The sequence below is a fragment of the Microcoleus sp. B7-D4 genome (genome assembly GCF_036705125.1).
Classification (GTDB): domain Bacteria; phylum Cyanobacteriota; class Cyanobacteriia; order Cyanobacteriales; family Microcoleaceae; genus Microcoleus.
The window spans coordinates 92,980-118,441 of record NZ_JAUBTT010000007.1 but is presented as its reverse complement, the minus strand read 5'-3'; the positions used below and the strand labels follow the sequence as shown (position 1 = coordinate 118,441).

Here is a 25,462-nt window from a genome sequence, read left to right as displayed (position 1 = left end):
AAATCGCCCGCCCTAGAAAAAGATTGAGCTTAATATTGAGGTACAGACGGGTCTACTTCTTCACTCCAAGCAGTAATTCCGCCCTTAACATTAATCCCCTCAATTCCAGCTTCCTTCAAAATCCCCAAAGCCTTCGCAGAACGTCCGCCCATTTTGCAGTGTGCAATCAAGCGGTGGCCGTTCAACAATTCCTTGACCTTAGCGACACCTGCGCCCTGTTCGATATCCGGTAAAGGAACCAAAACCGACCCAGGAATTTGACAAATTTGATACTCATTGGGATTGCGAACATCCAACAAGACAAAATCCTTCGCACCGCTGTCGATTAACTCCTTAAGTTCTTTGACAGTCATCTCAGGAATTTGCGGTTGCTCTGCTGGTACTTTACTAAAGCCGCAGAATTCTTCGTAATCGATTAACTTTTCAATTACCGGGCGCACTGGATTCGGGCGCAATTTCAATTGCCGGAATGTCATATCTAAGGCATTGTAAAGCAACAATCTGCCGCTCAAAGTAGTGCCTTGACCCAAGATAATCTTGATAGCTTCCGTTGCTTGAATGCAGCCAACTACTCCAGGCAAAACGCCTAAAACGCCGCCTTCGGCACAAGAAGGAACCATGCCAGGAGGCGGGGGTTCCGGGTACAAATCGCGGTAATTCGGGCCGCCTTCGTAGTTGAAAACTGTTGCTTGCCCTTCAAATCGGAAGATGGAACCGTAGACGTTGGGCTTGTTTAAAAGCACGCAAACGTCGTTCATCAAATAGCGAGTCGGGAAATTGTCCGTACCGTCGATAATGATATCGTAAGGAGTCGCAATGTCGATCGCATTTTCCGAACTAACGCGAGTTTCGTACAAATCAACTTGACAAAAAGGATTAATTTCTAAAATCCGATTTTTAGCCGACTCAATCTTCGGTTTCCCAACCCAAGAAGTGCCGTGAATTACTTGCCGCTGCAAATTAGAATGGTCTACAACATCAAAGTCTACAATCCCAATGCGGCCAACACCGGCGGCTGCTAAATACAGCAGCAGCGGCGAACCGAGGCCTCCCGTACCGATGCAGAGCACACTGGCAGCTTTGAGACGCTTCTGCCCATCCAATCCCACTTCTGGCAGGATCAGGTGGCGAGAGTAGCGTTCGTATTCTTGTTTGTTGAGCTGGATCTCCTCCAGATTAGGATTTAGCATGATATTGTGTGTAGCGCAGATTTTGAATTACATCCTATCTGAATCTTTCGCATTTTTACCTGTTTGTTATTTTTACTAATTATTTCTTAATCTCAGTCGCTTCCTGTGCGAGAATTTCCTCTGCTTGAAAGTTCCCCTCTCCGTCAAGACTCCAACTGCGGATGTCTTCCCAACAGCCTTGTCGGACGGACACAATGATATAAGAGTATTGGGCCCAGGCCAATGTCCGATCGCACTCTGAGGGCACTGCGGGAGAATCCGTGTGAGAATGATATATACCGATAATATCCAGACTGCGATCGCGCCCATGTTTCATCGCCCGCAACATATCTTCGGGCTTAATAGCATATCTGCGTCGTTCTGTCAATCCCTTTTCTTCAGGCCAATTCTCCTGGGCCTGTGCACTCCAAGCATTCTCAGTCGGCCAAACTTCCACTAAAGTTTTAACATCGCCACTAACTCGACCGAGCAACAAACCGCAGCATTCTTCAGGATAAGCGCTTTCGGCGTGGGTACGCATGGATAAAATGTGAGAGTCGGAAAGTGCGATCGGCTGCATGAGATTTTATTGTAGATTTTATTGTAAAGTGCGATGGGCTTTTTTTAAATTGTGGAACAGGCATCTTGCCTGTTCAATACTGGCTTTTCTGGAGATGTCTATTAATTTGAGGTTGGTGTAGCTGTTTGCAAAACAGTTCTATAAGCAATAACAGCTTCAGTTTGGTTAACATATCCTACATATTGACTCAATACAGAAAAGTCTAACTCAGGCAAAAATTCACTGCTGGAAATTAACTCATAACCCGACTCCCGCAAGTGGTAAATAGAAAATTGATCGTTAGCCCAAAACCAGACTTCAGGAACTTGCAAACCGCGATACACTTCTAGTTTGTCAACTCCACCGCTACTTAGAGCAATTTCGATCGCAATATCAGGGATTTCTGCAAGTGTACCCAAGCAGTAACACTCATCTGGTTCCGCACCCCGTCTCACAGCTTCGCGGCGAAATGTAGCACTACCGTAACCGTTGAGATTAATTAGCCTTTCAACTGCATAGGTTTCTATCAACCGGGCAATAATTGTTTTAAGCCTTTCATGTTCTGGCGAAGTCGTCATAATAATTTCTAACGTTCCTTCCAAGTACGTCATCCTGGGGAATTCATCGACAAACATATCAGAAAGTTGCTCGTATTGCTCCCAAGTCACATCATATAGAATTATGCGCTGTTCAGTCGCTGGAGCGAGAGTTTTTGGATCTAAAAGTAGCATAATTAATTACCTGCACTTAAGATATCTCAACGTTAGATTTTTTCCTTCTTTCTCAACTTCTTCTCTGTGTCCTCTGCGGCCTCTGCGGTTCGTTAAAAAAGTTCCTATATAAATTTAACGAACCGCGAAGACGCTTATGACACAAAGGAAGAGAAGAGAAGGGGAAAAACAGTTAATTCAATCAAGTCGGAGTTTGCTGCAACTGGGGCCGCTCATCTGGAACGATCGCACCTTCGACAGGACACACCTGCAAACAAATACCGCAGTCAATACAGGTATCAAAATCAATCCAAAACCAATCAGTACCCTTGACATTTTTGCCAGGGCCAGGGTGAATGCAAGCAACCGGACAAGCGCCGACGCAATCAGCAATTCCCTCGCAAATATTCGTAACAATAGTGTGTGCCATAGTGCTCTCTCAAAAGATTTTAGGTTGATAGGGAATTAGCAATTAGCAATTGGCAAAACCTGATCTCAATCAGCAGGATACATAATATCATATCGGGTGATTTTTAGCCAATTACCAACTACCAATTACCAATTACCAATTAGGCTAATTTACCGTTTCAATTGTTGGCAATCCTTCGGCATTTACCCAAGCAATTTGAGCAATTCGTCGATCGCGCGCGTATTCCCGCGCCGACTCTGCTGTCTCCCGACTCTCCAAATCTATTTCTACCCGAACTAGGTGAGTAGAGTCTCGGAGTTTGCGAGCGTAAGCAAACGCGGCGGCACTAGCTTCAGGAGTTTGAGCCACAACCAACCAGTCGCTAGCTGGCGTCTCCGTGGGCAACTGCCCCTCTGTCAGCAAAACTTGGTGCAAATCTTCAATATTCAGACAAAACCCGATGCCGGGGGAATTTTGCCCTTGGGGGTCGAACAGTCCCAACAGTTGGTCGTAGCGTCCTCCTTGTCCTAAAACTCGCTGTCCTGTCTTGCTGCTGCTGACAACTTCAAACACAATTCCAGTGTAGTAGTCAAATGTTTGAATTAAACTCAAATCGAGGTGAATGTGGGATTTTAGATTGGGAATTTTTGACTGGCATTGGTGCAGCAATTCGATCGCCGATTTGAGATTATTTAACGCGGCTTGCTGCGGCAAATCTAAATCCAGCTTGGCAACAATTGGCAACACCTCTTCAGGTCGGCCGCGCAAGTCAAATAACAGCAGAGCTCTTTCTCGCAATTCGGTTGACAGTGGCAAAGTTTCCAAGGCAATTCGATCGAGATTTGCGATCGCCCCCCGAACTTTTTGGCGCACGTTTGGCGGAAACGCTTCTAGCAATGTTGCAGTCAAACCCGCTTCTCCCAAAACCAAATGCCAGTCATCTATTTCCAAGCTCTGCAAGCACTCAGACAGCAGCAGAAGCACTTCCGCATCCGCAACCGCCCCCCCCGCGCCGAGCAGTTCTACCCCAGCTTGATAGAACTCCTGTTGCCCGCCTGAGCCAGTATCTGGGCCTTTGCGGAACACGTTAGCGTTGTAGTAGAGGCGCTGAGGCTGCCAGCGAGTCCCCGCCATCCGCATTGCAGCCGCGCGGGCGATGGATGCTGTCAATTCCGGCCGCAAACCAAGTTCTCCATCCTCGGCGTCTTGCAGTTGAATTAAGGTCGATCGGTCGATCGCGCCCCCAGCCATCAATGTCTCCAGCCTTTCTAGAGTAGAGGTAATAATCCGGTGATAGCCCCAGCGGTGAAAAACCTGCTGTAAGCGCCGTTCGATCGAAATTTTTTGAGCAACGTCAAGGGGCAATAAATCTCTTGCACCGGATGGGGGTTGGTGAACCATATCAATTTTAGATTTTAGACTTTAGATTTTAGATTGGGCTTAGAAGCTTAGCTTTATGGACGGTGTTAAAGTCGAAGGAGGCCAGCTTAACATTCGACTTTAACAAATTAACTACCAGCCGGGAAGTCCCTCGTTATATTTAGAGGGGATTAATCTGAGCGCTGCGCGAATTACCCCGTTGGGAATTACCGAGCGTGATGGAAAGAAGCGTCGGATGTCGCGGACGGAAGCCGACAATTATTTCTTTATACCCATTGATAGTCTGGAAATACTCTGGTACTGTGTTAGTAAGTGGGGGTGGAACTACCTCACTATAAAAAGCCTTTGCAAAAAAGGAAATACGAAGCCTGCGTACTAACGGTACTCCGTTGAACGCCTGGTTTGTTCACGGTGTCATCTCAATTTTAGATTTGAGATTTTAGATTTTAGATTGGCCTTAGAAGCTTAGCTTTAGGGGACGGTGTTAAAGTCGAAGGAGGCAAGCTTAATCTTCAACTTTAACAAATTAAGGCGTGATAGCGTTTTCGTTTGCATCGCAATTATCATTTTCCCCGTCAGTGCGATCGTCCCGTTCTTTCTGGAGCATCCGCGGTCGCGGGACGATCGCACTGATGGTATAATTCCGATGTCACCGGCGTTGATATCACCAAGTCTTGATTTTTTTGAGCTACCTCACTCCACTGCTGAGCAGTTCACCCGTTTCTAAATATTCAAGACTCACAACTCACAACTTCTCACTTCTTCTTACCGCCAAACAAACTTGCAAAAAATCCTGGTTTCTCGTCACCTTTTTTGGCTTTTGCTGCAGCTTGTTCCAGCTTTTTCTTAACCTCCAAAGCCGTTGGTTCTTCAGGATTTGATGCCAAAGCTTTGTTCATCTCAAGTTTCGCCATTGTGGCTTGATTTTGTTCAAGGTAACACATTGCTGACAAAGCGTGGGTCTTGCTGTGTTTCGGATCGCGCTTCAGGCCTTCTTTCAACTCTAAAATTGCTTTGGCGTAACTTTTGCTGTCCATGAATCCTTGAGCTCGGCGGCAATAGGCTTCGGCCGGCGAGTCTTTTGCCGCAGTTGTGGTTGTGGTTGTGGTTGGGGTTGGAGTTGGAGTTGGAGTTGGGGTTGGGGTTGCATCTTTTATTGGGGTTCCATCTTTTATGGATGAACCGGGTGCAACCGCACCACCACCCATGCGCTCTTTTCGCAGCAGGTAAACCATGTTGAGTTCGCTAATTTGATCGATCGCCTCTTGCGTTTCCTTAACTGATTCGTACTGCTTGAGAGCGAGTTTGCTAACTGCTGTTTTGTAAGCTTCTTCCCAATTTTGAGCGGTAGCTAACTGTTTGGCTGCTGCGCTTTCAATTTGCATTTTTGCCTGTTCTTTAACGACGCGCTTGGCGATGGCTGCTAATAGCAGGCTGTATTCTTTGCGATCGCTTTCCTTAGAGAATTTGTTGTAAGCCGGATTGACTACTTTTGACAAAAATTGGTTAGCCCAATCCTTATCGGCTTGGCTTTCAAAAGAGCAAGTATCCGAATGCAACCGGCGGGCGATTTTCATGTAGCGCTTGCGGATGTCGTTAAACTCGGCGTCTAAGGGAATTCCCAAAATTGCGTGCTGATCTGTAAAGTCATACTTGAACAGCCCTTTTGTCATTTCAAAAGACATAACTTTTACTCTTCCTTTCCTGGCTTTTCACTATTCTTTAATGTAGCTTGAGTCAAGGGGTTCTGACCCCCGTACTACCCCCGATCTCTTGCTGCGGGTAGATTACCCCCAAGAAGATAAGGGAGGAACTGCTAGCAGTGCGCTGCTGAGTTCGGCGTGTATTTTGCCGTTTGTTGCCAAAATCCGACCTGAGTTCATCTCAAAGGCACTGCCGTCATAAGCTGTAATTTGACCTCCGGCTTCGGAGACGATGACTACACCGGCGGCTACGTCCCAAGGGGCGAGTCCCCGTTCCCAGTAGCCGTCCGATCGCCCCATCGCGAGGTGTGCGAGGTCTAGGGATGCGGAACCGCTGCGCCGCACGCCTTGGGTGAGGTGGGTGAGGTGACAGAATTCGGCATAATTATTGTCTGCTGTTTCGCGCCGATCGTATGCAAACCCAGTGACTAGCAAGCTGGTTCTCAATTCTGAGATTTGGGAAACTTCGATCGGCGATCGGTTGCAGGTTGCTCCCAATCCTTTGCCTGCCCGAAATAATTCATTATGAAAAGGGTCGTAAATTACTCCGATTTGTGGTATGCCGTCGATTAAAAGTCCGATCGACACGGCCCAAAAAGGATATTGGTGAGCATAATTTGTTGTGCCGTCCAAAGGGTCGATCGCCCACAGGTATTTGCTGCTGGCATCTCCTAATTTGCCGGATTCTTCGGCGAGGATGGCGTGGTCGGGTACGTGGCGGCCGAGAATTTCTAAGATGACGGCTTCTGAGGCTTTGTCGGCTTCTGTGACTAAATCGCCCGATCGGCCTTTTTCTTGAATTTTTTCTAATTTTCCGCAGAAAGATTTCAGGACGGAACCGGCGGCTAGGGCTGCTTCGGTGGCTATTTCTAAGAAGTTTTGCAGTTGATTGTCTGTCATTTGTTAGTTGTTAGTTGTTAGTTGTCAGTTGTCAGTTGTCAGTTGTTAGTTGTTAGTTGTTAGTTGTCAGTTGTCAGTTGTCAACAATTCCCAACTGACCGAAAGCATCCACGATACCCGCCACGTGATTCATCCGTCCAGAAATAAAAACCTGTACCCGATGAAACTTGCCCCCCGAATTTATCGGTGGGGTCAATGCTTCAATCTAAAATCTAAAATCTAAAATCTAAAATCGATTGACTATTTCCGATTTTGCTGGCGGAATTCTGCAGGAGTTTGGCGCAAAGCTCGTTCTGGATTCCACAGGCCTTTACCCATGAGTCTCGCCCATTCTTGAGCGTTCACGAGTCGCTGCTGGTATTTGGTGTTGGGCGATCGCGCTGAGGCCAGGGCATAACCTTCTTTGACTAGCAGTTCGTTGAGCAAAATTTTATCTTGCCACAAATAGGCTAGTTTGCGATCGAACCGGTCTTTCTCTTCGATGTCTGATTCTAACAATACCTGTTTTCCCCCAGTTAGCTGTTCTAGTCTTTGTTTGGCTGCTTCTCCCCAAGGCTGCTGTTTTAAATCCGGCGCATCAATACCAATCAGCCTGATTTGTTCTAATAAGGCTATTTTGTCGGCTGTACTGATAACTTCGATTGTTTGGCCGCTGATGGCCCTTTCTACTTTGGCGATCGTACCTTGGGGAATTTCTGGTTCTTGGCAGCTAGCTAGCAACAGACAAAGGGCGATCGCAAATAACCGATAAAGCATGGATAATTGGTAGTTGATAATTTATCAAATTGCCTCACTCTTCATCCAACGGCAAACCGGCTCTAACTTTACCTTTGCCGAAGTAACGACCGAATTGCAGTTCGTACACTTCGTCTTCGTCTTGCGTCTCTACCTCGATGTTGGAACGGGGATAGCTGACGCACAGCAGGGCATAACCTTCTTTTTGCAGTTCCACCGAAAGCCCCATTGCTTCTGGCTGGTGCAGTTCTCCCGACTTGACGCGCACCGCACAGGCGGTACAAGCGCCGTTGCGGCAGGAAAAGGGCAATTCTACTCCTTGGTTTTCGGCGCTTTGGAGGATGTAGCGGTCTTCGGGTACTCGCACTGTGTGGCGATCGCCTGTCTGTCTGTTATGAATTTTTATTGTGTAAGAGTGAGTCATGGAATTTTAGATTTTAGATTTTAGATTTTAGATGGGGGTTTGGCGGGCAAACTCCTTTAGATGAAGGGGTTTGCGACACAGCTAGGAGAATCCAAGCCCGCTCGTTTGACACCCTACCCACATTAAACAGTAAATTTATGCCGTTACCCCTTCCCAAATCAGATTTGTTCTGCTAATATAGTTTAGCTGTGGCTAAATGAATTAATTTAGCCCTGGAGAGGTGGCCGAGCGGTTGAAGGCGCACGCCTGGAAAGTGTGTTTAGGGCAACTTAACGAGGGTTCGAATCCCTCCCTCTCCGTTAAACAAGCTGTTTAGGCAAAAAAAACAGCTTGCAAAAAAAATCTCTGATCTGAGATAAATACTTTGATTAGAGCGATCGCCCTTGAATTCTTTGAGAAAACTCAAGGGCGATCGCTTTTCTAGGGTCAGATGCCTCTGGCATGGGCATCGGGCATCGGGCATGGGTAATAGTTAGTGGTTACTGGTTAGTAGTTTTTCTAATCACAAATAACCCATGCCCTATTCGCAATGCCCAATTTCCAAATTAAATGAACAAGCTAGGTGAGATTTTAAAATAATCGCCGAGTGCCTTAGCTTGTGCCTTGCTAATCGCTCTTTTCCCATTCACAACCTCAGACACCACGCCGCTCGATCCAATGATACCTACCAAGTCCGCTTGACGGGTGCCACTGGATTCCATGATGTGTTGCAAAATCTCATGAGGCTCCGATTTGTCCATCGGATAATTTTCTGTCTCATAAACTTCAATCAGCGTGACTAACAACTTGTATAAAGCTCTCTCCTCTGGAGTGAGGTTTTTAGCGAACGTTAGCCGTTCTGCCACAGCCAGGAGGCGATCGTATTCCTCTTCGGTTTCGATCGCCATAGGAGCGATTTCTGCAAGCAAGTTGCTATAAGTGGCTCGCTCAAAAGTAAGGATCATTTTTCCATTTGTCTTTGTCGTATTCAGCGTGGGTTAGGAAATATTTGTAGTAAATAGTTTGGTTCTCGTAGTTGATGCCGACAATCAGGCGATATTCGTTGCCTTTGATATTAAAGACTGTCAAGTCTCCTACTGCTTCGGCATCCCGGTAAATATTGCGAACCTCCTCCAGATTCTGCCATTCTGCTTTCTTTATAGTGTCGTTCCACCTATCAATTTGATTTTTGACATCGGGGTACTGGGCAGCATCTTTACGGAGGTTCCGGATCGAGATTAGGTTCATTTGTTTTTCTTTGTGAGATTTTGGGGTTTTTCATAAATAAAAAAGTGGTTTTTGTTTTGTGTTGCTACTATGCTTATACTCTCATATTGAGAGGGAAATGTCAAGGCCCGATCGAGTAAAAATTCTTTAACCCACTCCAAGTGGGTTTTGTCTGTGTAGGCGCGGTTGGAAACCGCAGGCTTTGTCTTTAATCCCACTCTTCCTCCCCCGACTCGATCCTCATCGTGTAAAAAAGCTTCTAGCAGCGTGGTTCGGGCGATCGCCTCGCAAATCAGAGTCAGCGTTTTAGCAGAGGCTCTACGCACGACAGGGTTGGGGTGATGTGCTAGAGCTTCCAGCAAAAAAAAGTTGCAGGTTTGCCAATTGAGCCGAGAGTTTCGGCTAAACTCAGCCTCACCATTCCCTGCGAATCTCCCATACATTCGACCATCTTTTTGAGCAGTTCGCTGTCGTTGGGATTAAAATTTTAGACGGCCATTTGCTCCCTCACCGTTTGCAGCAAAGCGTCGCTTTCTGCTGGCTCAATTGCTGTTTGAATATCAGTCAGGGAATTTTAGATTTTAAATTTTAGATTTTAGATTTAGGTAATTTATATCGAACTTAGCATCAGCGAGATTTGCCCCTCTGAAGGAAGTACCCTCAGCATTTCCAATCTCTCGAACAATAGCCGAGAAAGACACAAACGCAAACCAAAGATACACCAGCGACAGCAAACCGAAACACATACCCCAAAACAGTTTGTGAGTGCTCAGAAAAGCGCTCGCCGTTGCACTGAACAAAAAAGCCGCTGCGTAAGTCGCCACACTTCCAGCCGATGCGATCGCCACCTGTGAAAATTGGCTACGAATCCGGGAATTCACCAAAAACATTAACACCCCGCCGATCGACATTCCAGCAAGAGCAGCCTGGGAATTATTATTAGTTGCAGTGCCAGCATAGAAAAATCCCAGCAAAGCTCCTGATAGAATAGCAGAAATTGTTCGTGCCAATCTACCCGCTTTTGAGGTTTTTGGCTGTTTGCTGGCGATCGCCGAAGCGAAGCCAGCAGCGCTCAAAACCCCGTACAGCAACAGAACAAAAGGCCAACTGCCAGAGCCCGGTAATTGTCCTTGAGTTCCCAAAATCAGTCGAGTCAGAACATCGCCCACAACCAAACAAATCGCGATCGCCCCAGCACTCAAAACAGCTATCTGTCGCCGAGAAAGCCCGATTTTCGCACCGATAAAATTCGCACCCGCTAACTCAGCATTTCTAAAATTGCAGCCTCGAACATCCGCACCGCTGAAATCAGCACCGTTAAGAACTTGTCCTTGGAACGATCGATTTCGTAAAATTTGATTGCTAAAATTATTGGAATCCGAATACTTCATATTAGTACAGGATGCTGGAAAATATATAAATCTGTCAGTGTTCCCGTCCCCCATCTCAAATCTAAAATGGTATGACTTATCGACCCACGATCAAACAAATTTGGCATATTCTCGGTTTCGGAATATTGCTCGCACCAATACTACTCTACAACATTCCCTACTTTTTGCGTCCCCAACAAACAAACGAAGCGCGATCGCTCTTTCAGGGAATAGCCTACCGCAGAGAATTTCGGACTAATCCGCGTCCCAACCTAATTCACATTGTTAGCATCGACCTTAAAGCGCCGGGAATAGGAATTTTTGTCACTCCCGGAAACCCCACACCCGATTTAACAGAAACCAATGCCCGCACCGCTACTGAATTCCTGAAAGAATTTAAATTGCAATTAGCAGTCAACGGCAATTTTTTTTATCCCCACATCGAGAAAGCACCTTGGGATTACTATCCCCGCAGTGGCGAGCGAGTAAATAATGTCGGACACGCCATTGCCAAAAGCCAAGCTTATTCTCAACCAAATCCAGACTTTCCCGCCCTTTGTTTTGATGCCAAAAACCGCGCTAAAATAATCGAAAACGGCACTTGCCCTGCGGGAACAGCCTATGCAGTTGCCGGAGATACTTTGCTGGTAAAAAATGGCCAGCCCGTAGCACAAAGTCAGGAAGAACGCAAGCAGGATAAACCCTATCCCCGTGCAGTCGCGGCGATAGACAAAACAGGCGACAAGTTGTGGTTAATTCTGGCAGACGGCAAGCAGAGGCTTTACAGTGAAGGGCTGAAATTGAGCGAAATAACTCATATTTCGATGCAGTTGGGAGCTGAGACAGTGCTAAATTTAGATGGTGGCGGGTCGGTAACTTTTGCAGTAGCATCGCCGTCAGGAGCGAAACTGTTGAATGCTCCGATTCAGAATAAAATCCCCATGCAGGAACGTCCAATTTCCAATCATTTAGGATTTTATGCGCGGGATAATTAGGGTTTTAAACTGCGCTTTTTTCTCTGAAATTAGAGGTTAAAAATGATTAGATTCTGCACTGCGTCCCAGCCGCTGCTTGTAAAAAAGCGGCTATTAAAACCTATTCAAAAAAAATCTATAATGCCTCCGCATACTCAAATAAATAGGGTATTGATTGCCTTTATTACTAATGCAAAATTTCGCTTAAATAACCACAAAATTTCTTGTTCAGCAGTGAATTTTTTTTAAATCTGCCCAAAATCCGGGAATTTTTGCTAAGATTGTAAAGAAACGTAACAAAAATAAATATATAATTGGCTTATGGAAATTAGCGAAATCCAAGCAGCGCTGCAAAGTTCGGATTCTCAAGAGAGGCTGCGGGGGGTAACGGCTCTGAGAAAGTGCGATTCGGCGGTGGCGCTGCCGATGTTGCTGAGCAAAGTGGACGATCGCGAGTTTATGGTGCGATCGTTCGTGGCGATGGGATTGCGGCAGATTCAAACTGCGGAAGCTTTTGCGGCGCTGTTAAAAATGATGCAGTTCGATCGCGATCCGAACGTGCGCGCCGAAGCCGCTAACTCTTTGTCAAGGTTCGGAACCGAGGCAATTTCTCATTTAGTCGAAGCTTTTCGTCGCGATGACAATTGGCTCGTCCGCCGCAGCATTATGGCTCCGCTGTACGAAATGCAGTGTCCTGATGCAGTATTTGAAATTTGTGCGATCGGTCTTGGCGGCGAAGATTTACCAGTTCAGGAAGTAGCAATTGACGGATTGGGCCTGCTGGCAAATACCCCGAAGCAAGAACAGGCATTGCAGCAATTATTACCTCTAGTAAGTTCAGATTACTGGGGAATTCGGCTGCGAGTTGCTCGCGCGCTGAGCAAATTTGACAATCCTCAAGCTCGCGCGGCTGTGAGCTATTTGGCAAAAGATCGAGATCATCGGGTTGCAGGTGGGACTTTACACCTTTAGGGTAAGATACTGTAGTTCTCTATCAGAGTATGGGACTCATGAAGCTCAATGAAGAACCCCGATCGGCTTCAGCTTTTTAATTCCATCCCTCAATTGCACGCAAATCCTCAATCCAGAGTCATCAAGGAAAGGACAGGTACGTTTACAGACAATATGAAATTACCTATCCATAGGTGGTTTCGCTATTCGGCGGGATTCTCAGCAGCTTGGGTCGAACAAGTCATAGCAGAGTTAGAACCTCAAACTATCCTCGATCCATTTGCAGGATCTGGTACTGTTTGCGTCACTGCCGATAAGCTTGGTATAAATTCTTGCGGTATCGAAGCGCATCCTTTTGTTTGTAAGCTTGCAAAAGGTAAACTCGCCTGGATGGTAAACATTCCTGAATTTTTGGCAGCAGTTACCGAAATTAAGGCTTTTGCTGCAAGTCTACCGCCAAAGCTTCCAGAAAAAATTCCAGTATTACTAAGCAAATGCTACACAGATGAGAGGTTAATAGACCTCTTCAAAATTAGACAAGCTTATCTTGAAATAGCCCCGTCTCTATCTGAAGAATTGCAGTCTCTCATTTTTCTAGCCATTTGTGCCATTCTACGACCATCAAGTCATGTAGGTACAGCACAGTGGCAATATATTCTCCCTAACAAACGCAAAGCTAAGACTTGTGAACCATTCGAGATCCTAGAAAAGCAGGTTGCTATGATGCAAGAAGATATGTATCAAATGCAATTTATTTCTAGAGAAAGTAGAGCCACTTTCATTCAAGAAGATGCGAGAAAATTAAAAAGTATTCCCGCTAGATCTATAGATTTAATAATAACTTCTCCCCCCTATGCAAATAACTACGATTATGCAGATGCTACACGTCTGGAAATGACATTCTGGGGCGAGGTAAATTCTTGGGGAGATTTACATGATACTGTTCGTAAATATCTAATTCGTTCAAGTTCACAGCACGTTTCAAAGGATCGAGTATGCTTAGATACTCTGATAGGTGAATCTATAATTTATCCGATTCGAGACGAGCTGATACCGATTTGTCAAGAACTAAAGGAGATTCGAGTAACTAAGAGTGGCAATAAGGCATATCACACAATGATTGCTGCTTATTTTATCGACATGGGATTTGTATTTCAGGCCCTGCGGCGAGTTGCAGGCTCTAATTGCAAAATTTGCTTTGTAATCGGAGATTCTGCTCCCTACGGAGTGTATGTTCCGGTCGAGCAGTGGCTTGGTCAACTGGCTGTTGGGGCAGGGTTTAATTCCTGGCATTTTGAGCAGATTAGGGAGCGTAACGTCAAGTGGAAAAACCGAAAACACAATATTCCGCTCCATGAAGGAAGACTTTGGATAGACAGTTAATTTATGGCGCAATCTCCATCACATAAGTTTGGGCAGGCTCTAGGCAAACTTTTTGAAGATATTGTACTCGACGATATTCTCAAACCTCGGCTACAACAGTTTGCACAAACCAAAAACTACTACCTCGATTGGCAGCGTTCTCGTCCAGCTAGAAGCGGTAAAAAAGTTACTTGGGAAGACAAATACGGGAACAAACATGATTTAGATTTTGTAATTGAGATCGACGGTACAGATGACCAGCTCGGTAGACCTGTTGCATTTATCGAGTCTGCATGGCGTAGATATACGAAACACTCAAAAAACAAAGCTCAAGAAATCCAAGGCGCTATACTACCTATCATTGAGCTTCATCATTTGTCAGCGCCATTTTATGGTGCGGTGTTAGTTGGAGATTTCACGAAAGCAGCTTTAGATCAACTGAGAAATAATGGATTTGCAATTATCTATATTCCTTAGAGAGATGTGGTAGCAGCATTTAAGGAAATTGATTTTGATGTTGCATTTGACGAAACAACTGCGGACGAAAGCTATACCGCAGCTTCAAAGAGGTTGGCGGGTCTCAAGATTTCAGAAAAAAATAAGCTGCGGCTGGCTTTGATGCGTGTTTCAAAACAAGAAGTCGATAGGTTTATGGATACGCTCAGAAACTGCCTCGATCGTTTCATTTCCCAAATAATTATCATGCCACTTTTCGGTACAAAATACGAGTTTGAGAATATTGATGATGCACTAACAGAGCTAAACACAGTTGATATCGATCGCCCAAGCGGTGAGTTTGAGAGGTTTGAAGTTATTATTAATTACAGCAACAGCGACACAATTCGAGCAACTTTTCAGAACAAGATTTTGGTGGCAGACTTCTTGAGGAAGCTGAAAAGCTGAACTCAGTATCCTGACGGGCGTTGGAGCGGACGGAACATACTGGGTCGATCGAACAAATTTTTCAAGCTCATCAACCGCACCTTCCCTGGAGTGGCGACTTTCCAGAGGAAGCTAAGCAGTTTTTCTCGTTGGCGTTTCTGTGGGATCGTCCCAAGGAAAGGAAAATTTTGGCAATTCCGGTTTTTGCAGGGTTCAAAGACTATGTGGCGGCTTATTTGGATTTGGTCGATCGCGCCGAACCTGTGAGATCGGGCGCAAAGTTAGATAGTATCTTAACAAGCTCAACTGTGCTATCTGCGGTATCTTGCCGAAAAAACCCCTGGTCAGGAAATGTTCACGCGGTGCTACGGGGAGGAATGGATCGAAGAATACATTCACGGCTTTTTGTTCAATTGGGAACGCAAGCTGGCACAATTGGTAAGTAACAAGAATTAATTTTAATACAAGCTTCAGCCACTATACTAATAAGTGTAGGTTGGCATGAGGAAAATGCCAATGGTCAAAAAAAATCGCAATGTAGTTAGTTCCAATTCAGACAGCAAAGTCAAAATCGGACTTTCGCTGACTTCTTCTAGTGCCGATCGATTGAACACGATCGCTCGCAAGCTCGGAATATCAAGGTCGGAACTCCTAGAACGCTTGGCACAAGGCGCTCTGGATATTTCTAAGGACAAGACGGAAGTTACTGTCACTTGGAAAAAAGGTGAAGAAACTGAGGTAGAAGCCGCTGACTTGGAAGGGGAAACAGCCGAAGAAAGCGAAATTAATGACGCTAGAACGGCAGAAACTCAATTGGACTCGGTGAACGTACAGCCAAATCCGCTGCAAGAAAGTTACGAAACTTTACAGAAGCAGTTGGCTGAACGCGAAAGTTCGATCGCATCTTTACAGCAGCAACTCGCTACCGAAAAGCAAAATCTCGAAAGCCAATTAGCCGAAACTGTAGCGAAGTCAAGTTACGAAAGTTTACAGCAGCAGTTGAGTGAACGCGAAAGTTCGATCGCTTCTTTGCAGCAGCAATTAGCTACCGAAAAGCAAAATCTAGAAAGCCAATTGCAGCAAACTGTAGCGAAGTCAAGTTACGAAACTTTACAGCAGCAGTTGAGTGAACGCGAAAGTTCGATCGCATCTTTGCACCAGCAATTCGCTACCGAAAAGCAAAATCTCGAAAGCCAATTAGCCGAAACAGTAGCGAAGTCAAGTTACGAAAGTTTACAGCAACAGTTGAGTGAACGCGAAAGTTCGATCGCATCTTTACAGCAGCAACTCGCTACTGAAAAGCAAAATCTCGAAAGCCACTTAGCCGAAACTGTAGCGAAGTCAAGTTACGAAAGTTTACAGCAGCAGTTGAGTGAACGCGAAAGTTCGATCGCTTCTTTGCAGCAGCAATTCGCCGAAAAAGACCACCGGGAACACGAGTTTCAGCAACAGCTAGCAGAAAAATCGAGTGCTCTGGAATCTTTGCAGCAGCAAATCGCCGAAAAAGACCACCGGGAACACGAATTTCAGCAGCAGCTAGCAGAAAAATCGAGTTCGATCGCATCTTTGCAGCAGCAAGTCGCCGAAAAAGAACACGAGTTTCAGCAACAGCTAGCAGAAAAATCCAGTGCTCTGGAATCTTTGCAGCAGCAAATCGCCGAAAAAGACCACCGGGAACACGAATTTCAGCAACAGCTAGCAGAAAAATCGAGTTCGATCGCTTCTTTGCAGCAGCAAGTCGCCGAAAAAGAACACGAGTTTCAGCAGCAGCTAGCAGAAAAATCCAGTGCTCTGGAATCTTTGCACCAGCAACTCGCCGAAAAATCCAGTGCTCTGGAATCTTTGCAGCAGCAATTCGCCACCGAAAAGCAAAATCTCGAAAGCCAATTGCAGCAAACCGTGTCGAAGTCGAGTTACGAATCTTTGCAGCACGAGTTAGCAGAAAAGTCAAGTGCGATCGGCGACTTCCAAGTTCAACGAAGCAAGTTGCAATCTCTAGAAAATCAATTGAGCCAGAGTGCCGCGATACAGCGAAATTACGACGCTTTGCAGCAACAGTCTCAAGAACAGCTAAGAACCATCAAAGCTTTACGGGAACAGCTAGGTCAAATGCAGGCTGTGGCTGGGATTGGCGAAGCTTATCTCAACAAGTGGCGTCGTCCCTGATTCTCTCATGAGCACGGCACTATCTAACGCTCCGGGTGCAGCAGGAGCACTTTACCCCTAAAACCTCCTCTAAACTCGGCCTCTTTCCTCTTGTAGCGATAGATTTCAACCTGTCGCTACAAGAGCTTTTTATTGCAAAATATGAGCATACTATTAAGAAATATTACAATAAATAAATTTATGACAGGCGATCGCACCCCTTTTGGCAAATCCAGTCCCACAGACACTAAGGGCCGCGTCACGGTAATTGGAGGCGGCATCGGCGGACTCACAGCAGCCGCCCTGCTAGCCCGCAGAGGATATAAAGTGCTAGTCTTAGACCAGGCGATCGTCCCCGGAGGATGCGCTTCCACCTTCAAACGCAAAGGCTTTACCTTCGATGTCGGCGCCACGCAGGTTGCAGGATTGGAACCCGGAGGCATTCACCACAGACTTTTCTCAGAATTAGACATAGAACTTCCCGCAGCCACACCCTGCGATCCCGCTTGTGCGGTGTTTTTGCCGGGAGAAACCGCACCGATTAGCGTGTGGCGAGATCCGCAAAAGTGGCAGCAAGAAAGGCAGCGGCAGTTTCCCGGAAGCGAACCTTTTTGGCAATTATTGTCTGCATTGTTCCAAGCTAGCTGGAAATTTCAAGGGCGCGATCCAGTTTTACCGCCCAGAAACTTCTGGGATTTCTGGCAATTAATTCAAGCAGTTCGCCCCGATACTTTAATTACTTTGCCTTTCACTTTTATGACAGTGGGAGATGCTTTGCGGCTTTGTGGGTTAGGCGACAATTTGCGCTTGAAAACTTTTCTGGATTTGCAGTTAAAATTGTATTCTCAAGTTGATACCGAAGAAACGGCGCTACTTTACGCGGCGACGGCTTTAGGAGTTTCGCAAGAGCCGCAGGGATTGTATCATCTACAAGGAAGTATGCAGGTATTGAGCGATCGACTTGTAGAGGCGATCGAACGAGACGGCGGCAAAGTCCTGTTGCGACACACAGTTGAAAGCATTATCACCGCCAACGGCCAAGCCACCGGTACAGTGATTCGCAATCAAAAAACAGGCGAAGTTTGGACAGAAACAGCCGATCGCATTGTTGCCAACGTGACCGCGCAAAATCTAGTAAAATTGTTGTCAAGCGAGCCAAGTCTCGGCAATTTAATAGATAATTTATCGGTTAAATCAGAGAATTCAGAAACAACAAATCAACTCCCAAATCAAATGGCAGGCTACAAATATCGAGTCGATAAATTGCCGCCCGCATCCGGTGCTTTCGTGATATATTTGGGAGTGCATGAAAGCGCAATTCCAGCAAATTGTCCGCCGCACCTTCAGTTTCTTTACGATTACGAAGGTGAGATTGGGGAGAATAATTCATTATTTGTTTCTGTCAGCCATCCGGGCGATGGCCGAGCACCGGAGGGAATGGCGACAATTATCGCTTCGTCATTTACTGATACTCGAATATGGTGGAATTCGGTTGATTATGAAGGATTGAAGCAAAAATACAGCGCAGGGGCGATCGCCCGTTTGAGCGAATATTTCAATTTGACGCCAGAGTCGATCGTACACCAAGAAGCCGCCACACCCCGCACCTTTGCCCGCTACACAGCGAGAGATAGAGGCGTTGTCGGCGGCATCGGCCAGCGAATACCAACTTTCGGGCCCTTCGGATTTGCCAATCGCACACCAATTAAAAACTTGTGGTTAGTCGGCGACTCCACCCATCCCGGAGAAGGAACTGCCGGTGTTTCCTATTCTGCTTTAACAGTAGTGCGGCAAATGGAAGCCGCCTCTAAAATCTAAGAGGAAACGGCAATGCAGTTTCCCTAGCGCAAAAAATAATTAATCGCGCGAGAGATGTAACTATCGCGCGATTAATTTTAGGGAATAGTTAACTATTAATAGTTAACAGTCAACAGTCAACAGTCAACAGTCAACAGTTAACTATTAATAGTTAACAGTTAACAGTCAACAGTCAACAGTCAACAGTCAACAGTCAACCATCATTCCGGTGTCACCGGAATTGATATCAACTACATTCTCTGACTACTTGATAGCAATCTTTGCGCCCACAGCTTCAAGCTGTTTCTTCATTTCTTCAGCAGCTTCCTTAGCAATAGCTTCCTTAACTGCTTTCGGTGCGGCTTCTACCAAGTCTTTCGCTTCCTTCAGGCCCAGACCGGTAATCGCGCGGACTTCCTTCAGAATTGCGATTTTCTTGTCAGCAGGAACTTCTTCAAGAATCACGCTGAACTCAGTTTGTACTTCTTCTGGTTCAGGAGCGGCACCACCACCCATACCAGGCATCATCATCATGCCGCCTACGGGAGCAGCAGCGCTGACGCCGAAAGCTTCTTCAATTTGCTTGACCAATTCAGAAGCTTCGAGCAAAGTCAGAGACTTAAGTTTTTCCAAGATTTCGTCAGTTGCAGTAGACATTCGTTAAACTCCTAGTTTGATTGTAGATTTGGGATTTGAGACTTTTGATTGCTCATTAATTATTAGTTTCTCGTCTCCAGTCATCAGTTTGTTTCTCAAAACTAACGACTCTTGACTCGTGACTAATTACTAATGACTTACGCAGATGTGCTTTCTGCTTCTGCTGGTGCTTCTGCTTCAGGTTGTGCTGGTGCTTCTGCTGCTGCTTCTGGTTGTGCTTCTGCTTCTGCTGCTACTTCTGCTGAATCGCCGTCTTTTTCAGCATAAGCTTTAAGACCGCGAGCGATCGAAGTAGGAACTTGATTGATACCCACAGCCAACTTGGTTGCGACACCGTTGATAGCGCCAGCAATTTGAGCCATGAGTTGTTCTTTCGACGGCAGATCAGCTAATGCTTTAACATCAGCTTCTTTCAGTACCCGTCCTTCCATTACGCCGCCGCGAAGTTCTGTCTTCTTAGAGACTTTTTGGAATTCTTGGTAAGCTTTAATCGCGCCGCCAATATCTTCTTGCACGAACACGAATGCCGACGTACCTGTCAGCAATTCTTGTATCGGCTGCCAGGTTTCGTTGCCTTCAACCGCAATTCGCATCAGCGTGTTTTTTGCCACTTGGCAACTGCTGCCTTTCGGACGCAAACGCCGACGCAAATCTGTGATTTCAGCAACAGTTAAGCCCGTGTAGTCAATCACGATCGCCAATTGAGATTCGCTCAAGGTTTGCTTGAGGTCTGCAATAATCTCATTTTTTACCGCTAAAGTTTTGCCCATACTTATTTCACCTCCTTTTAGGATCGAAAACTGCCCGTCAAAAACCCCGACCTTCGAGCCGGGGCAGAGAATTAAAAATTAACAAGTCAGAATTAAAAATAGAAAATTTCTAATCTTTGAGTCTTGAGTTTTTATTTCTTCAGCCTCGGCAGGAAATTAAGCGATCGGCACCTGCGGTCTTCAGCTTATTGATTTTTGATTAGGCTATCACTAGAAGGCAGACATAGCAAGGCTATGACGCAAATCTTGTGAGAGATTTACACAGACAGCCGAAGCTGTCTTTTACCTTCTGCCTTCTGCTTAATTCTTTCTACGCAGCATCAAGTTTGGTATCGCGCAGAGCACTGATATCGACTTCGATCGACGGGCCCATTGTTGCGGATACGTACAAACTGCGCCAGTAGCGACCTTTAGCACCAGAAGGACGGTTGCGGTCAACTGTTTCTTGCAAAGCATGAAGGTTGACGAGCAAATCTTCCGCTGAGAAAGCTGCCTTGCCAAACATAACATGAACGATGCCAGTTCGATCGGCACGGAATTCTAGTTTACCACCTTTAAACTCGTTGATCGCCTGAGCAATGTCAGTCGTCACCGTGCCACCTTTCGGAGAAGGCATCAAACCGCGCGGGCCCAACAACCGACCCAATTTTGCCACCAACGGCATCACGTCTGGGGTAGCAATCAGGCAATCGAAGTCCATCATGCCCTTCTGAATTTCATCGATCAACTCTTCAGAACCAGCAATATCCGCGCCGGCATTTAGGGCTTCTTTAACTTTTTCGCCCTTAGCAATCACCGCAATTCTGACTACTTGACCAGTTCCTTTTGGTAGCGATACAGTTGTCCGCAACTGTTGGTCAGTATATTTCGGGTCAATTCCCAAACGGATGTGAGCTTCAGCAGCTTCGCCAAACTTAGCGGTTGCTGTTTCTTTCAAAAGTTGCAGAGCTTCCAGCGGTAGATAAGGTCTGTCTTCAACTTTCTTTTGAAGTTCTTGCAGTCTTCGCGATACTTTCTTTGCCATTGTTATCTCCTGGGGTCAGTCGATTTTAGATTTTAGATTTTAGATTTTAGATTGAACCTATCGGACAATCTTAAAATCTACCAGTTTTCGGTTACTAGCGAAGCTTTGCTTCTCCCCCTGAACCGATCGATTTTGGATTTTGGATTTTGGATTTTGGATTGAAGATTTTACCTTCAAAATCAGGAATTTTGGATTAGCAATTTGGAACTTGGACTAGGAAAACTCTTCCTTCTTCCTTCTTCCTTCTTCCTTCTTCCTTCTTCCTTTAATCCGCGATCGCCACGCCCATATTTTTAGCCGTTCCTGCCACAATTTTCATAGCAGCCTCAACATCATTAGCATTGAGGTCAGGCATTTTGGTTTCAGCGATTTCTCGCAGTTGAGCCTGTGTAATCGAGCCTACTTGCTTGCGATTAGGTTCTCCCGAACCCTTAGCAATGCCAGCAGCTTTTTGAATCAAAACTGAAGCCGGCGGGGTTTTGAGAATAAATGTAAAACTGCGGTCTTCAAAAACCGAAATTTCTACCGGAACCACCAGACCCGCTTGGTCTGCGGTTCTAGCATTGTACTCCTTGCAAAACATCATAATATTGACGCCGTGCTGACCCAGAGCTGGGCCGATCGGAGGAGCTGGGTTGGCTTTTCCCGCCGTAATCGCCAACTTAATTACTGCAACAACTTTCTTTGCCATTAGTTAGTTCTGTTTCTGAACCTGATTGAACTCCAATTCTACAGGCGTATCGCGCCCAAAAATCGAGAGTAAAACTTTGAGCTTGTTTCGTTCCGGGCTAACTTCAATCACATCACCTTCAAAATCCTTAAATGGCCCGGAAAGTACCACAACGTGGTCTCCAGTAGACATCGATACTTTGACAACTGGTTCTGATTCCTGAGCGTTTCTGAAGATCCGTTCTACTTCCGAATGACTCAGAGGTAGCGGTTTGACGTGACCCCTGCCGCGCCCGTAGCGGCGTTTCTGCTCTGCCCCGACAAAATTAATTACATTCGGGGTATTCTTGATCACCTGCCACGTATCCTCGTCCATAAACATACGGATGAGTACGTAGCCGGGAAAGATTTTTTCATCTGACTGCCGCCTGGAACCGTCTTTGCCGACTTTGATTGCCGGAGTTTGCGGAATTTCTACTTGAACGATGCGATCGGCAACATCCAAAGTTTGAATCCGCTGATCCAAGTTTGCCTTCACCCGCTTCTCGCAGCCAGAGGCAACTTGAACAGCATACCAGCGAGCATCAATTTCCGGCACATCTGGCGATGCTGCCTGTCCCGTCGCTTCTGTGGAATACTCAGATTCTTCTGATGCAAAAGTCATGGCCCAAACACCTTTCCCGCGCCCCAGTTAAAGAAGTTATCCACCAAATAGATCAGGCTTGCTGAGAGGATTACCATCAAAAGCACGGCCAAAGACTCGCTGATTAGCTGCTGCCTGCTGGGCCAAACCACTTTGTCGAGTTCTTCTCTAGTTTCCTTTAAAAAACCCGTAGGATTAAACCCAGGCGCCGTCATTTCTTGAGTTTCTTGAGCTTCGTCTTTTTTCGCCACGATTCAATCCCCCTTGCGATTTTAGATTTTAGATTTTAGATTTTAGATGGTGTGAGTGGCCCGCGGCTCTCAGATTTTGTGACACTAACCACTTACGCCAAAGTCCCAAATCTCAAATCTAAAGCCACGACTTTTTTACAAGCCCAACCAATCAACGGCGTAAATGCCGATCGCCGAAACCGACGATCGAGAAGCGACACCGAGGATTTGTTGATGGCATTTTTTGCGAACCGCCCACAAAAATTAATTCTACCCGAAAGTTTGCGGTTTTGACTGTTGCCAGCCAATAATCCGGGCGCTTTCGGGCAGAATTTAAAGTTTGGTGATTCAGCGCGCCCTGGAGGACTTGAACCCCCGACATCAGGTTTTGGAGACCTGCGTTCTACCAACTGAACTAAGAGCGCACAGGTGAGGTTGCTGAAATTCGCTTAACCTCTAGATTTCTATTTTAACACAGTGCGCTCTAAATGGGAAACTTTTTTTTTAAATTTCTCAATTTCCCATGAACCATGAACCAAGGGGAAGCTGGGTGCATTCCTACAGGGAGCGATCGAACCGCTGTTTGACGCGAGTAGCTTTGCCCACCCGATCGCGCAGGTAGTAAAGTTTTGCTCTGCGGACTTTCCCGCGGCGCATCACTTGGATCGTGGCGATTCGGGGCGAGTGAATCAAAAACACCCGTTCCACGCCGACGCCCTGAAACACGCGGCGGACGGTGATTGTTTCATTAATCCCGCCGTTACGCATGGCAATCACAGTCCCTTCGTAGGGCTGAACCCGTTCTTTGTTACCCTCTTTAATTCTTACGCCGACTCGCACTGTGTCGCCCACGTAAATTTCGGGAACTTGTTTATTGAGTTCTTGCTTGACTCTATCTATTTCTGCCGTTTCGATCGAACGGATTATTTCTGCGCCTTTCATAAAAAAACTCGGTAAGTGGGACACTCAGTGGCTTGAGCCCTGAGAGGGAAACGACACGAGCGGTTTAAACCGCCTACCCCTTTCGGGGCTAGACAAGTAGAGGAATGGTACTTGTCTAATCCCTGTATTGCCGGGAGCGCCTTGCCATTCCAGTAATGTTAGCTTCGCCAATGTTTAGTGAGCTTTTTAGACTTGCAACACTGTCTCAGTGACCTTAAGACTGTTTAATTGCAAATGACAGAGCAGGAAACTAGCTACGCATTTCCAGGTGTCGTGACTCAAAAAACGTAGTCAGTTAAGACTGAGGCTGGTCAGTACGGCTTGCGGGAATTGCTCTTGCAAGCCCCATCTCTTTTAGACCTGGGTTACTGACAATCCCTTATCATATATCGAACTACCAGTTTTATGTCAAAAAACTTCTATGTTAAATACCTCTGGGGTCGTATTTCTGCAACTAGGGGCAATGGCCGCACTCGCGTTGTACGTCGCCGCCAACTTGGGGGCCAACGATGTCGCTAACTCGATGGGGACATCCGTAGGCTCGAAGGCTCTAACGCTGCGACAGGCAATAATTGTTGCAGGCATACTGGAGTTTTCCGGCGCAGTGCTGTTCGGACAAGGAGTTTCCGAAACTCTCGCAACAGGAGTTGTGAATGCAGAAGTGTTCGCGGCCAAACCGCAAGTATTTTTGATCGGGATGGTGTCAGTGCTGATAGCTTGCGGGATATGGCTGCAAATCGCTACCAGTCGAGGTTTGCCGGTTTCTTCATCCCATGCAGTCGTGGGCGCGATCGCGGGTTTTAGCTGTGTTGCAGCCGGAATTAATGCAGTTGATTGGCGAACCATCGGCACCATCTCCCTAACTTGGGTGGCGACACCTGTTGCCAGCGGTGCTTTAGCCGCACTATTTTACAGTGTGGTGAAGTATTCGATTCTCGATCGACCAGATCCTCTATCTCAAATGCGCGAGTGGATACCTTGGCTGAGTGCAGCAATGCTGAGCGTATTTGGGATAATTGTACTGCCGTCTGTTGTGAATGTCGCTTTCGTGCAGACAGGGGCGATCGCCGCCGCGCACGATCGATTTGGCTGGAATCTTCCAATTCACGATATTGTCATTGGCATCGGGGCAATAGCTGCGATCGCCCTCACACTCAATAGCTGGAAAAAATTAGAATCAGTTGAGAAGGAAGAAGGTTCGGCAGCGGATTTTGTAACGGATGTAACGGATGTAACGGATGCAAGGAATAAGAAAGAGGGAATATTTTCCCAATCTCCCCCTCTCCCCCTCTCCCCCTCTCCCCCTCCCCGCCACTCTCCCATCGAGCAACAAATGGCGAGATTTCAAGTCTTGAGCGCCTGTTTTGTAGCATTTTCCCACGGTTCCAACGACGTAGGAAATGCAGTTGCTCCCCTAGCTGCGATCGCCTACATCCGGCGTACAGGTTCCTTTCCCTCAGAAGATTTCAGCGTTCCCCTGTGGATTTTAGTCCTCGGAGGCGCAGGAATAGTCATCGGTTTAACCATCTGGGGCAAAAATGTAATAGCCACAGTCGGCGAAAAGATCATCGAACTCCAGCCAAGCGGCGGATTTTGTGCGGAATTAGCCACAGCCACCACAGTCTTGCTAGCATCCCGCTTCGGTTTGCCAGTTTCCACATCCCACGCTTTAGTCGGTGCAGTTGTCGGAGTCGGGCTGATCAAAGCTTGGAAATCAGTACGCTTGCAAACTTTGCTGTCAATTGGTTCGGCTTGGCTGGTGACAATTCCGATCGCAGCAGGTTTGGCTGCTATCATCTTCAGCATCGCGCAATCCATTGGGCAATTTTAGATTTTAGATTTTAGATTTTA

General features: G+C 46.4%; 30 protein-coding genes, 2 tRNA genes, 1 pseudogene and 1 other annotated feature. Of the genes and pseudogenes, 12 read left to right on the top strand and 21 right to left on the bottom strand.

The annotated features are described in order from the left end of the window. Nucleotides 1-29 precede the first annotated feature (29 nt). The 9 genes from moeB to QUB12_RS04575 form a co-directional block, all read right to left on the bottom strand. Nucleotides 30-1,190, bottom strand: coding sequence for a molybdopterin-synthase adenylyltransferase MoeB (moeB, locus tag QUB12_RS04615; RefSeq protein ID WP_333305686.1), 1,161 nt, complete (start codon nucleotides 1,188-1,190; stop codon nucleotides 30-32). 79 nt (nucleotides 1,191-1,269) lie between these two features. Next, entirely contained in the window at nucleotides 1,270-1,749 is a 480-nt protein-coding gene (locus tag QUB12_RS04610) for a M67 family metallopeptidase (RefSeq protein WP_333143232.1), read from the bottom strand. A gap of 101 nt (nucleotides 1,750-1,850) precedes the next feature. Continuing rightward, a complete protein-coding gene (locus QUB12_RS04605) occupies nucleotides 1,851-2,459 on the bottom strand; it encodes a Uma2 family endonuclease (protein WP_333143233.1) in 609 nt (202 codons plus the stop codon). A 181-nt stretch (nucleotides 2,460-2,640) separates the two neighbouring features. Continuing rightward, nucleotides 2,641-2,868 (bottom strand): ferredoxin family protein, encoded by a 228-nt coding sequence (locus QUB12_RS04600; protein WP_333143234.1) that lies wholly within the window; start codon nucleotides 2,866-2,868, stop codon nucleotides 2,641-2,643. Between the two features lie 144 nt (nucleotides 2,869-3,012). Beyond that, the gene (locus QUB12_RS04595; RefSeq protein WP_333143235.1) at nucleotides 3,013-4,248 is read right to left on the bottom strand and encodes an ATP phosphoribosyltransferase regulatory subunit; all 1,236 of its coding nucleotides are present in this window, start codon (nucleotides 4,246-4,248) and stop codon (nucleotides 3,013-3,015) included. Nucleotides 4,249-4,982: 734 nt separating this feature from the next. Beyond that, nucleotides 4,983-5,912, bottom strand: a complete 930-nt coding sequence (locus tag QUB12_RS04590) for a DnaJ domain-containing protein (RefSeq protein ID WP_333305684.1) — start codon at nucleotides 5,910-5,912, stop codon at nucleotides 4,983-4,985. Between the two features lie 102 nt (nucleotides 5,913-6,014). Then, a complete protein-coding gene (locus QUB12_RS04585) occupies nucleotides 6,015-6,830 on the bottom strand; it encodes an inositol monophosphatase family protein (protein ID WP_333305682.1) in 816 nt (271 codons plus the stop codon). A 240-nt stretch (nucleotides 6,831-7,070) separates the two neighbouring features. After that, nucleotides 7,071-7,586 carry a thermonuclease family protein gene (locus tag QUB12_RS04580; RefSeq protein WP_333305680.1) on the bottom strand — a complete coding sequence of 172 codons (516 nt, stop codon included), beginning with the start codon at nucleotides 7,584-7,586 and terminating at the stop codon, nucleotides 7,071-7,073. A 34-nt stretch (nucleotides 7,587-7,620) separates the two neighbouring features. Beyond that, nucleotides 7,621-7,989, bottom strand: a complete 369-nt coding sequence (locus tag QUB12_RS04575; RefSeq protein WP_190743866.1) for a 2Fe-2S iron-sulfur cluster-binding protein — start codon at nucleotides 7,987-7,989, stop codon at nucleotides 7,621-7,623. Nucleotides 7,990-8,203: 214 nt separating this feature from the next. Between QUB12_RS04575 and QUB12_RS04570 the strand changes: the two genes are divergently transcribed. Beyond that, nucleotides 8,204-8,288: transfer RNA gene (locus QUB12_RS04570), tRNA-Ser, on the top strand. Nucleotides 8,289-8,534: 246 nt separating this feature from the next. Here QUB12_RS04570 and QUB12_RS04565 read toward each other — a convergent pair. From QUB12_RS04565 to QUB12_RS04550, 4 genes are all read right to left on the bottom strand, one after another. Next, the gene (locus QUB12_RS04565; RefSeq protein WP_333305678.1) at nucleotides 8,535-8,933 is read right to left on the bottom strand and encodes a transcriptional regulator; all 399 of its coding nucleotides are present in this window, start codon (nucleotides 8,931-8,933) and stop codon (nucleotides 8,535-8,537) included. After that, the gene (locus tag QUB12_RS04560; protein ID WP_333175707.1) at nucleotides 8,917-9,216 is read right to left on the bottom strand and encodes a type II toxin-antitoxin system HigB family toxin; all 300 of its coding nucleotides are present in this window, start codon (nucleotides 9,214-9,216) and stop codon (nucleotides 8,917-8,919) included. The genes QUB12_RS04565 and QUB12_RS04560 overlap by 17 nt, the downstream gene beginning before the upstream one ends. Continuing rightward, the gene (locus QUB12_RS04555) at nucleotides 9,213-9,638 is read right to left on the bottom strand and encodes a HEAT repeat domain-containing protein (RefSeq protein WP_333305675.1); all 426 of its coding nucleotides are present in this window, start codon (nucleotides 9,636-9,638) and stop codon (nucleotides 9,213-9,215) included. Before QUB12_RS04555 ends, QUB12_RS04560 begins: the two co-directional genes overlap by 4 nt. A 138-nt stretch (nucleotides 9,639-9,776) precedes the next feature. Continuing rightward, the gene (locus QUB12_RS04550) at nucleotides 9,777-10,586 is read right to left on the bottom strand and encodes a pentapeptide repeat-containing protein (protein ID WP_333305673.1); all 810 of its coding nucleotides are present in this window, start codon (nucleotides 10,584-10,586) and stop codon (nucleotides 9,777-9,779) included. Nucleotides 10,587-10,657: 71 nt separating this feature from the next. Between QUB12_RS04550 and QUB12_RS04545 the strand changes: the two genes are divergently transcribed. The 9 genes and pseudogenes from QUB12_RS04545 (at nucleotide 10,658) to crtD (ending at nucleotide 18,697) form a co-directional block, all read left to right on the top strand. Beyond that, on the top strand, nucleotides 10,658-11,560 hold the full coding sequence (locus QUB12_RS04545) for a phosphodiester glycosidase family protein (RefSeq protein WP_333305671.1): 903 nt from the start codon (nucleotides 10,658-10,660) through the stop codon (nucleotides 11,558-11,560). Nucleotides 11,561-11,860: 300 nt separating this feature from the next. Continuing rightward, nucleotides 11,861-12,511 (top strand): HEAT repeat domain-containing protein, encoded by a 651-nt coding sequence (locus tag QUB12_RS04540; protein ID WP_333305669.1) that lies wholly within the window; start codon nucleotides 11,861-11,863, stop codon nucleotides 12,509-12,511. A gap of 48 nt (nucleotides 12,512-12,559) precedes the next feature. Further along, the gene (locus QUB12_RS04535) at nucleotides 12,560-13,873 is read left to right on the top strand and encodes a DNA methyltransferase (protein WP_333305667.1); all 1,314 of its coding nucleotides are present in this window, start codon (nucleotides 12,560-12,562) and stop codon (nucleotides 13,871-13,873) included. 3 nt (nucleotides 13,874-13,876) lie between these two features. Beyond that, nucleotides 13,877-14,329, top strand: coding sequence for a hypothetical protein (locus QUB12_RS04530; RefSeq protein WP_333141943.1), 453 nt, complete (start codon nucleotides 13,877-13,879; stop codon nucleotides 14,327-14,329). A gap of 6 nt (nucleotides 14,330-14,335) precedes the next feature. Next, entirely contained in the window at nucleotides 14,336-14,755 is a 420-nt protein-coding gene (locus QUB12_RS04525) for a hypothetical protein (RefSeq protein ID WP_333141944.1), read from the top strand. Nucleotides 14,756-14,775: 20 nt separating this feature from the next. After that, nucleotides 14,776-15,015 (top strand): annotated as a pseudogene (locus QUB12_RS37485) (phycoerythrobilin:ferredoxin oxidoreductase); the annotation flags it as partial. A gap of 70 nt (nucleotides 15,016-15,085) precedes the next feature. Further along, a complete protein-coding gene (locus QUB12_RS37480) occupies nucleotides 15,086-15,190 on the top strand; it encodes a hypothetical protein (protein WP_445252024.1) in 105 nt (34 codons plus the stop codon). Between the two features lie 60 nt (nucleotides 15,191-15,250). Beyond that, a complete protein-coding gene (locus QUB12_RS04515; protein WP_333305665.1) occupies nucleotides 15,251-16,900 on the top strand; it encodes a ribbon-helix-helix protein, CopG family in 1,650 nt (549 codons plus the stop codon). Between the two features lie 180 nt (nucleotides 16,901-17,080). Then, complete coding sequence (gene crtD, locus QUB12_RS04510) at nucleotides 17,081-18,697, top strand: C-3',4' desaturase CrtD (protein WP_333305710.1); 1,617 nt, start codon at nucleotides 17,081-17,083, stop codon at nucleotides 18,695-18,697. A gap of 243 nt (nucleotides 18,698-18,940) precedes the next feature. Here crtD and rplL read toward each other — a convergent pair whose 3' ends face one another. The 6 genes from rplL to secE form a co-directional block, all read right to left on the bottom strand. Continuing rightward, nucleotides 18,941-19,333 carry a 50S ribosomal protein L7/L12 gene (gene rplL, locus QUB12_RS04505; RefSeq protein ID WP_333305663.1) on the bottom strand — a complete coding sequence of 131 codons (393 nt, stop codon included), beginning with the start codon at nucleotides 19,331-19,333 and terminating at the stop codon, nucleotides 18,941-18,943. A gap of 137 nt (nucleotides 19,334-19,470) precedes the next feature. Continuing rightward, the gene (gene rplJ, locus QUB12_RS04500; RefSeq protein ID WP_333305661.1) at nucleotides 19,471-20,103 is read right to left on the bottom strand and encodes a 50S ribosomal protein L10; all 633 of its coding nucleotides are present in this window, start codon (nucleotides 20,101-20,103) and stop codon (nucleotides 19,471-19,473) included. 29 nt (nucleotides 20,104-20,132) lie between these two features. Further along, nucleotides 20,133-20,305 (bottom strand) — a sequence feature (ribosomal protein L10 leader region). Nucleotides 20,306-20,413: 108 nt separating this feature from the next. Beyond that, complete coding sequence (rplA, locus tag QUB12_RS04495; RefSeq protein ID WP_190663916.1) at nucleotides 20,414-21,127, bottom strand: 50S ribosomal protein L1; 714 nt, start codon at nucleotides 21,125-21,127, stop codon at nucleotides 20,414-20,416. A gap of 265 nt (nucleotides 21,128-21,392) precedes the next feature. Beyond that, complete coding sequence (gene rplK / locus QUB12_RS04490) at nucleotides 21,393-21,818, bottom strand: 50S ribosomal protein L11 (protein WP_333031062.1); 426 nt, start codon at nucleotides 21,816-21,818, stop codon at nucleotides 21,393-21,395. A gap of 3 nt (nucleotides 21,819-21,821) precedes the next feature. After that, nucleotides 21,822-22,460, bottom strand: coding sequence for a transcription termination/antitermination protein NusG (gene nusG / locus QUB12_RS04485; protein ID WP_242721257.1), 639 nt, complete (start codon nucleotides 22,458-22,460; stop codon nucleotides 21,822-21,824). Further along, on the bottom strand, nucleotides 22,457-22,690 hold the full coding sequence (secE, locus tag QUB12_RS04480; protein ID WP_333141947.1) for a preprotein translocase subunit SecE: 234 nt from the start codon (nucleotides 22,688-22,690) through the stop codon (nucleotides 22,457-22,459). Before secE ends, nusG begins: the two co-directional genes overlap by 4 nt. Nucleotides 22,691-22,768: 78 nt before the next feature. Between secE and QUB12_RS04475 the strand changes: the two genes are divergently transcribed. Next, the gene (locus tag QUB12_RS04475) at nucleotides 22,769-22,963 is read left to right on the top strand and encodes a hypothetical protein (RefSeq protein WP_333141948.1); all 195 of its coding nucleotides are present in this window, start codon (nucleotides 22,769-22,771) and stop codon (nucleotides 22,961-22,963) included. Between the two features lie 58 nt (nucleotides 22,964-23,021). Here the strand turns inward: QUB12_RS04475 and QUB12_RS04470 are convergent. Both QUB12_RS04470 and rplS read right to left on the bottom strand, forming a co-directional pair. After that, nucleotides 23,022-23,094 (bottom strand) — tRNA-Trp (locus QUB12_RS04470). 133 nt (nucleotides 23,095-23,227) lie between these two features. Next, a complete protein-coding gene (rplS, locus tag QUB12_RS04465) occupies nucleotides 23,228-23,611 on the bottom strand; it encodes a 50S ribosomal protein L19 (RefSeq protein ID WP_333054363.1) in 384 nt (127 codons plus the stop codon). A gap of 421 nt (nucleotides 23,612-24,032) precedes the next feature. On the opposite strand from rplS, the gene QUB12_RS04460 reads away from it, so the two are divergent. Next, on the top strand, nucleotides 24,033-25,442 hold the full coding sequence (locus tag QUB12_RS04460; protein ID WP_333141949.1) for an inorganic phosphate transporter: 1,410 nt from the start codon (nucleotides 24,033-24,035) through the stop codon (nucleotides 25,440-25,442). The last annotated feature ends 20 nt before the right edge of the window (nucleotides 25,443-25,462 follow it).

Coding starts and splice junctions, on each gene's coding strand:
- moeB (WP_333305686.1), bottom strand. CDS start 1,190: ATGCTAAATCCTAATCTGGAGGAGATCCAGCTCAACAAACAAGAATAC.
- QUB12_RS04610 (WP_333143232.1), bottom strand. CDS start 1,749: ATGCAGCCGATCGCACTTTCCGACTCTCACATTTTATCCATGCGTACC.
- QUB12_RS04605 (WP_333143233.1), bottom strand. CDS start 2,459: ATGCTACTTTTAGATCCAAAAACTCTCGCTCCAGCGACTGAACAGCGC.
- QUB12_RS04600 (WP_333143234.1), bottom strand. CDS start 2,868: ATGGCACACACTATTGTTACGAATATTTGCGAGGGAATTGCTGATTGC.
- QUB12_RS04595 (WP_333143235.1), bottom strand. CDS start 4,248: ATGGTTCACCAACCCCCATCCGGTGCAAGAGATTTATTGCCCCTTGAC.
- QUB12_RS04590 (WP_333305684.1), bottom strand. CDS start 5,912: ATGTCTTTTGAAATGACAAAAGGGCTGTTCAAGTATGACTTTACAGAT.
- QUB12_RS04585 (WP_333305682.1), bottom strand. CDS start 6,830: ATGACAGACAATCAACTGCAAAACTTCTTAGAAATAGCCACCGAAGCA.
- QUB12_RS04580 (WP_333305680.1), bottom strand. CDS start 7,586: ATGCTTTATCGGTTATTTGCGATCGCCCTTTGTCTGTTGCTAGCTAGC.
- QUB12_RS04575 (WP_190743866.1), bottom strand. CDS start 7,989: ATGACTCACTCTTACACAATAAAAATTCATAACAGACAGACAGGCGAT.
- QUB12_RS04565 (WP_333305678.1), bottom strand. CDS start 8,933: ATGATCCTTACTTTTGAGCGAGCCACTTATAGCAACTTGCTTGCAGAA.
- QUB12_RS04560 (WP_333175707.1), bottom strand. CDS start 9,216: ATGAACCTAATCTCGATCCGGAACCTCCGTAAAGATGCTGCCCAGTAC.
- QUB12_RS04555 (WP_333305675.1), bottom strand. CDS start 9,638: ATGTATGGGAGATTCGCAGGGAATGGTGAGGCTGAGTTTAGCCGAAAC.
- QUB12_RS04550 (WP_333305673.1), bottom strand. CDS start 10,586: ATGAAGTATTCGGATTCCAATAATTTTAGCAATCAAATTTTACGAAAT.
- QUB12_RS04545 (WP_333305671.1), top strand. CDS start 10,658: ATGACTTATCGACCCACGATCAAACAAATTTGGCATATTCTCGGTTTC.
- QUB12_RS04540 (WP_333305669.1), top strand. CDS start 11,861: ATGGAAATTAGCGAAATCCAAGCAGCGCTGCAAAGTTCGGATTCTCAA.
- QUB12_RS04535 (WP_333305667.1), top strand. CDS start 12,560: ATGAAGAACCCCGATCGGCTTCAGCTTTTTAATTCCATCCCTCAATTG.
- QUB12_RS04530 (WP_333141943.1), top strand. CDS start 13,877: ATGGCGCAATCTCCATCACATAAGTTTGGGCAGGCTCTAGGCAAACTT.
- QUB12_RS37480 (WP_445252024.1), top strand. CDS start 15,086: ATGTTCACGCGGTGCTACGGGGAGGAATGGATCGAAGAATACATTCAC.
- QUB12_RS04515 (WP_333305665.1), top strand. CDS start 15,251: ATGGTCAAAAAAAATCGCAATGTAGTTAGTTCCAATTCAGACAGCAAA.
- crtD (WP_333305710.1), top strand. CDS start 17,081: ATGACAGGCGATCGCACCCCTTTTGGCAAATCCAGTCCCACAGACACT.
- rplL (WP_333305663.1), bottom strand. CDS start 19,333: ATGTCTACTGCAACTGACGAAATCTTGGAAAAACTTAAGTCTCTGACT.
- rplJ (WP_333305661.1), bottom strand. CDS start 20,103: ATGGGCAAAACTTTAGCGGTAAAAAATGAGATTATTGCAGACCTCAAG.
- rplA (WP_190663916.1), bottom strand. CDS start 21,127: ATGGCAAAGAAAGTATCGCGAAGACTGCAAGAACTTCAAAAGAAAGTT.
- rplK (WP_333031062.1), bottom strand. CDS start 21,818: ATGGCAAAGAAAGTTGTTGCAGTAATTAAGTTGGCGATTACGGCGGGA.
- nusG (WP_242721257.1), bottom strand. CDS start 22,460: ATGACTTTTGCATCAGAAGAATCTGAGTATTCCACAGAAGCGACGGGA.
- rplS (WP_333054363.1), bottom strand. CDS start 23,611: ATGAAAGGCGCAGAAATAATCCGTTCGATCGAAACGGCAGAAATAGAT.
- QUB12_RS04460 (WP_333141949.1), top strand. CDS start 24,033: ATGTTAAATACCTCTGGGGTCGTATTTCTGCAACTAGGGGCAATGGCC.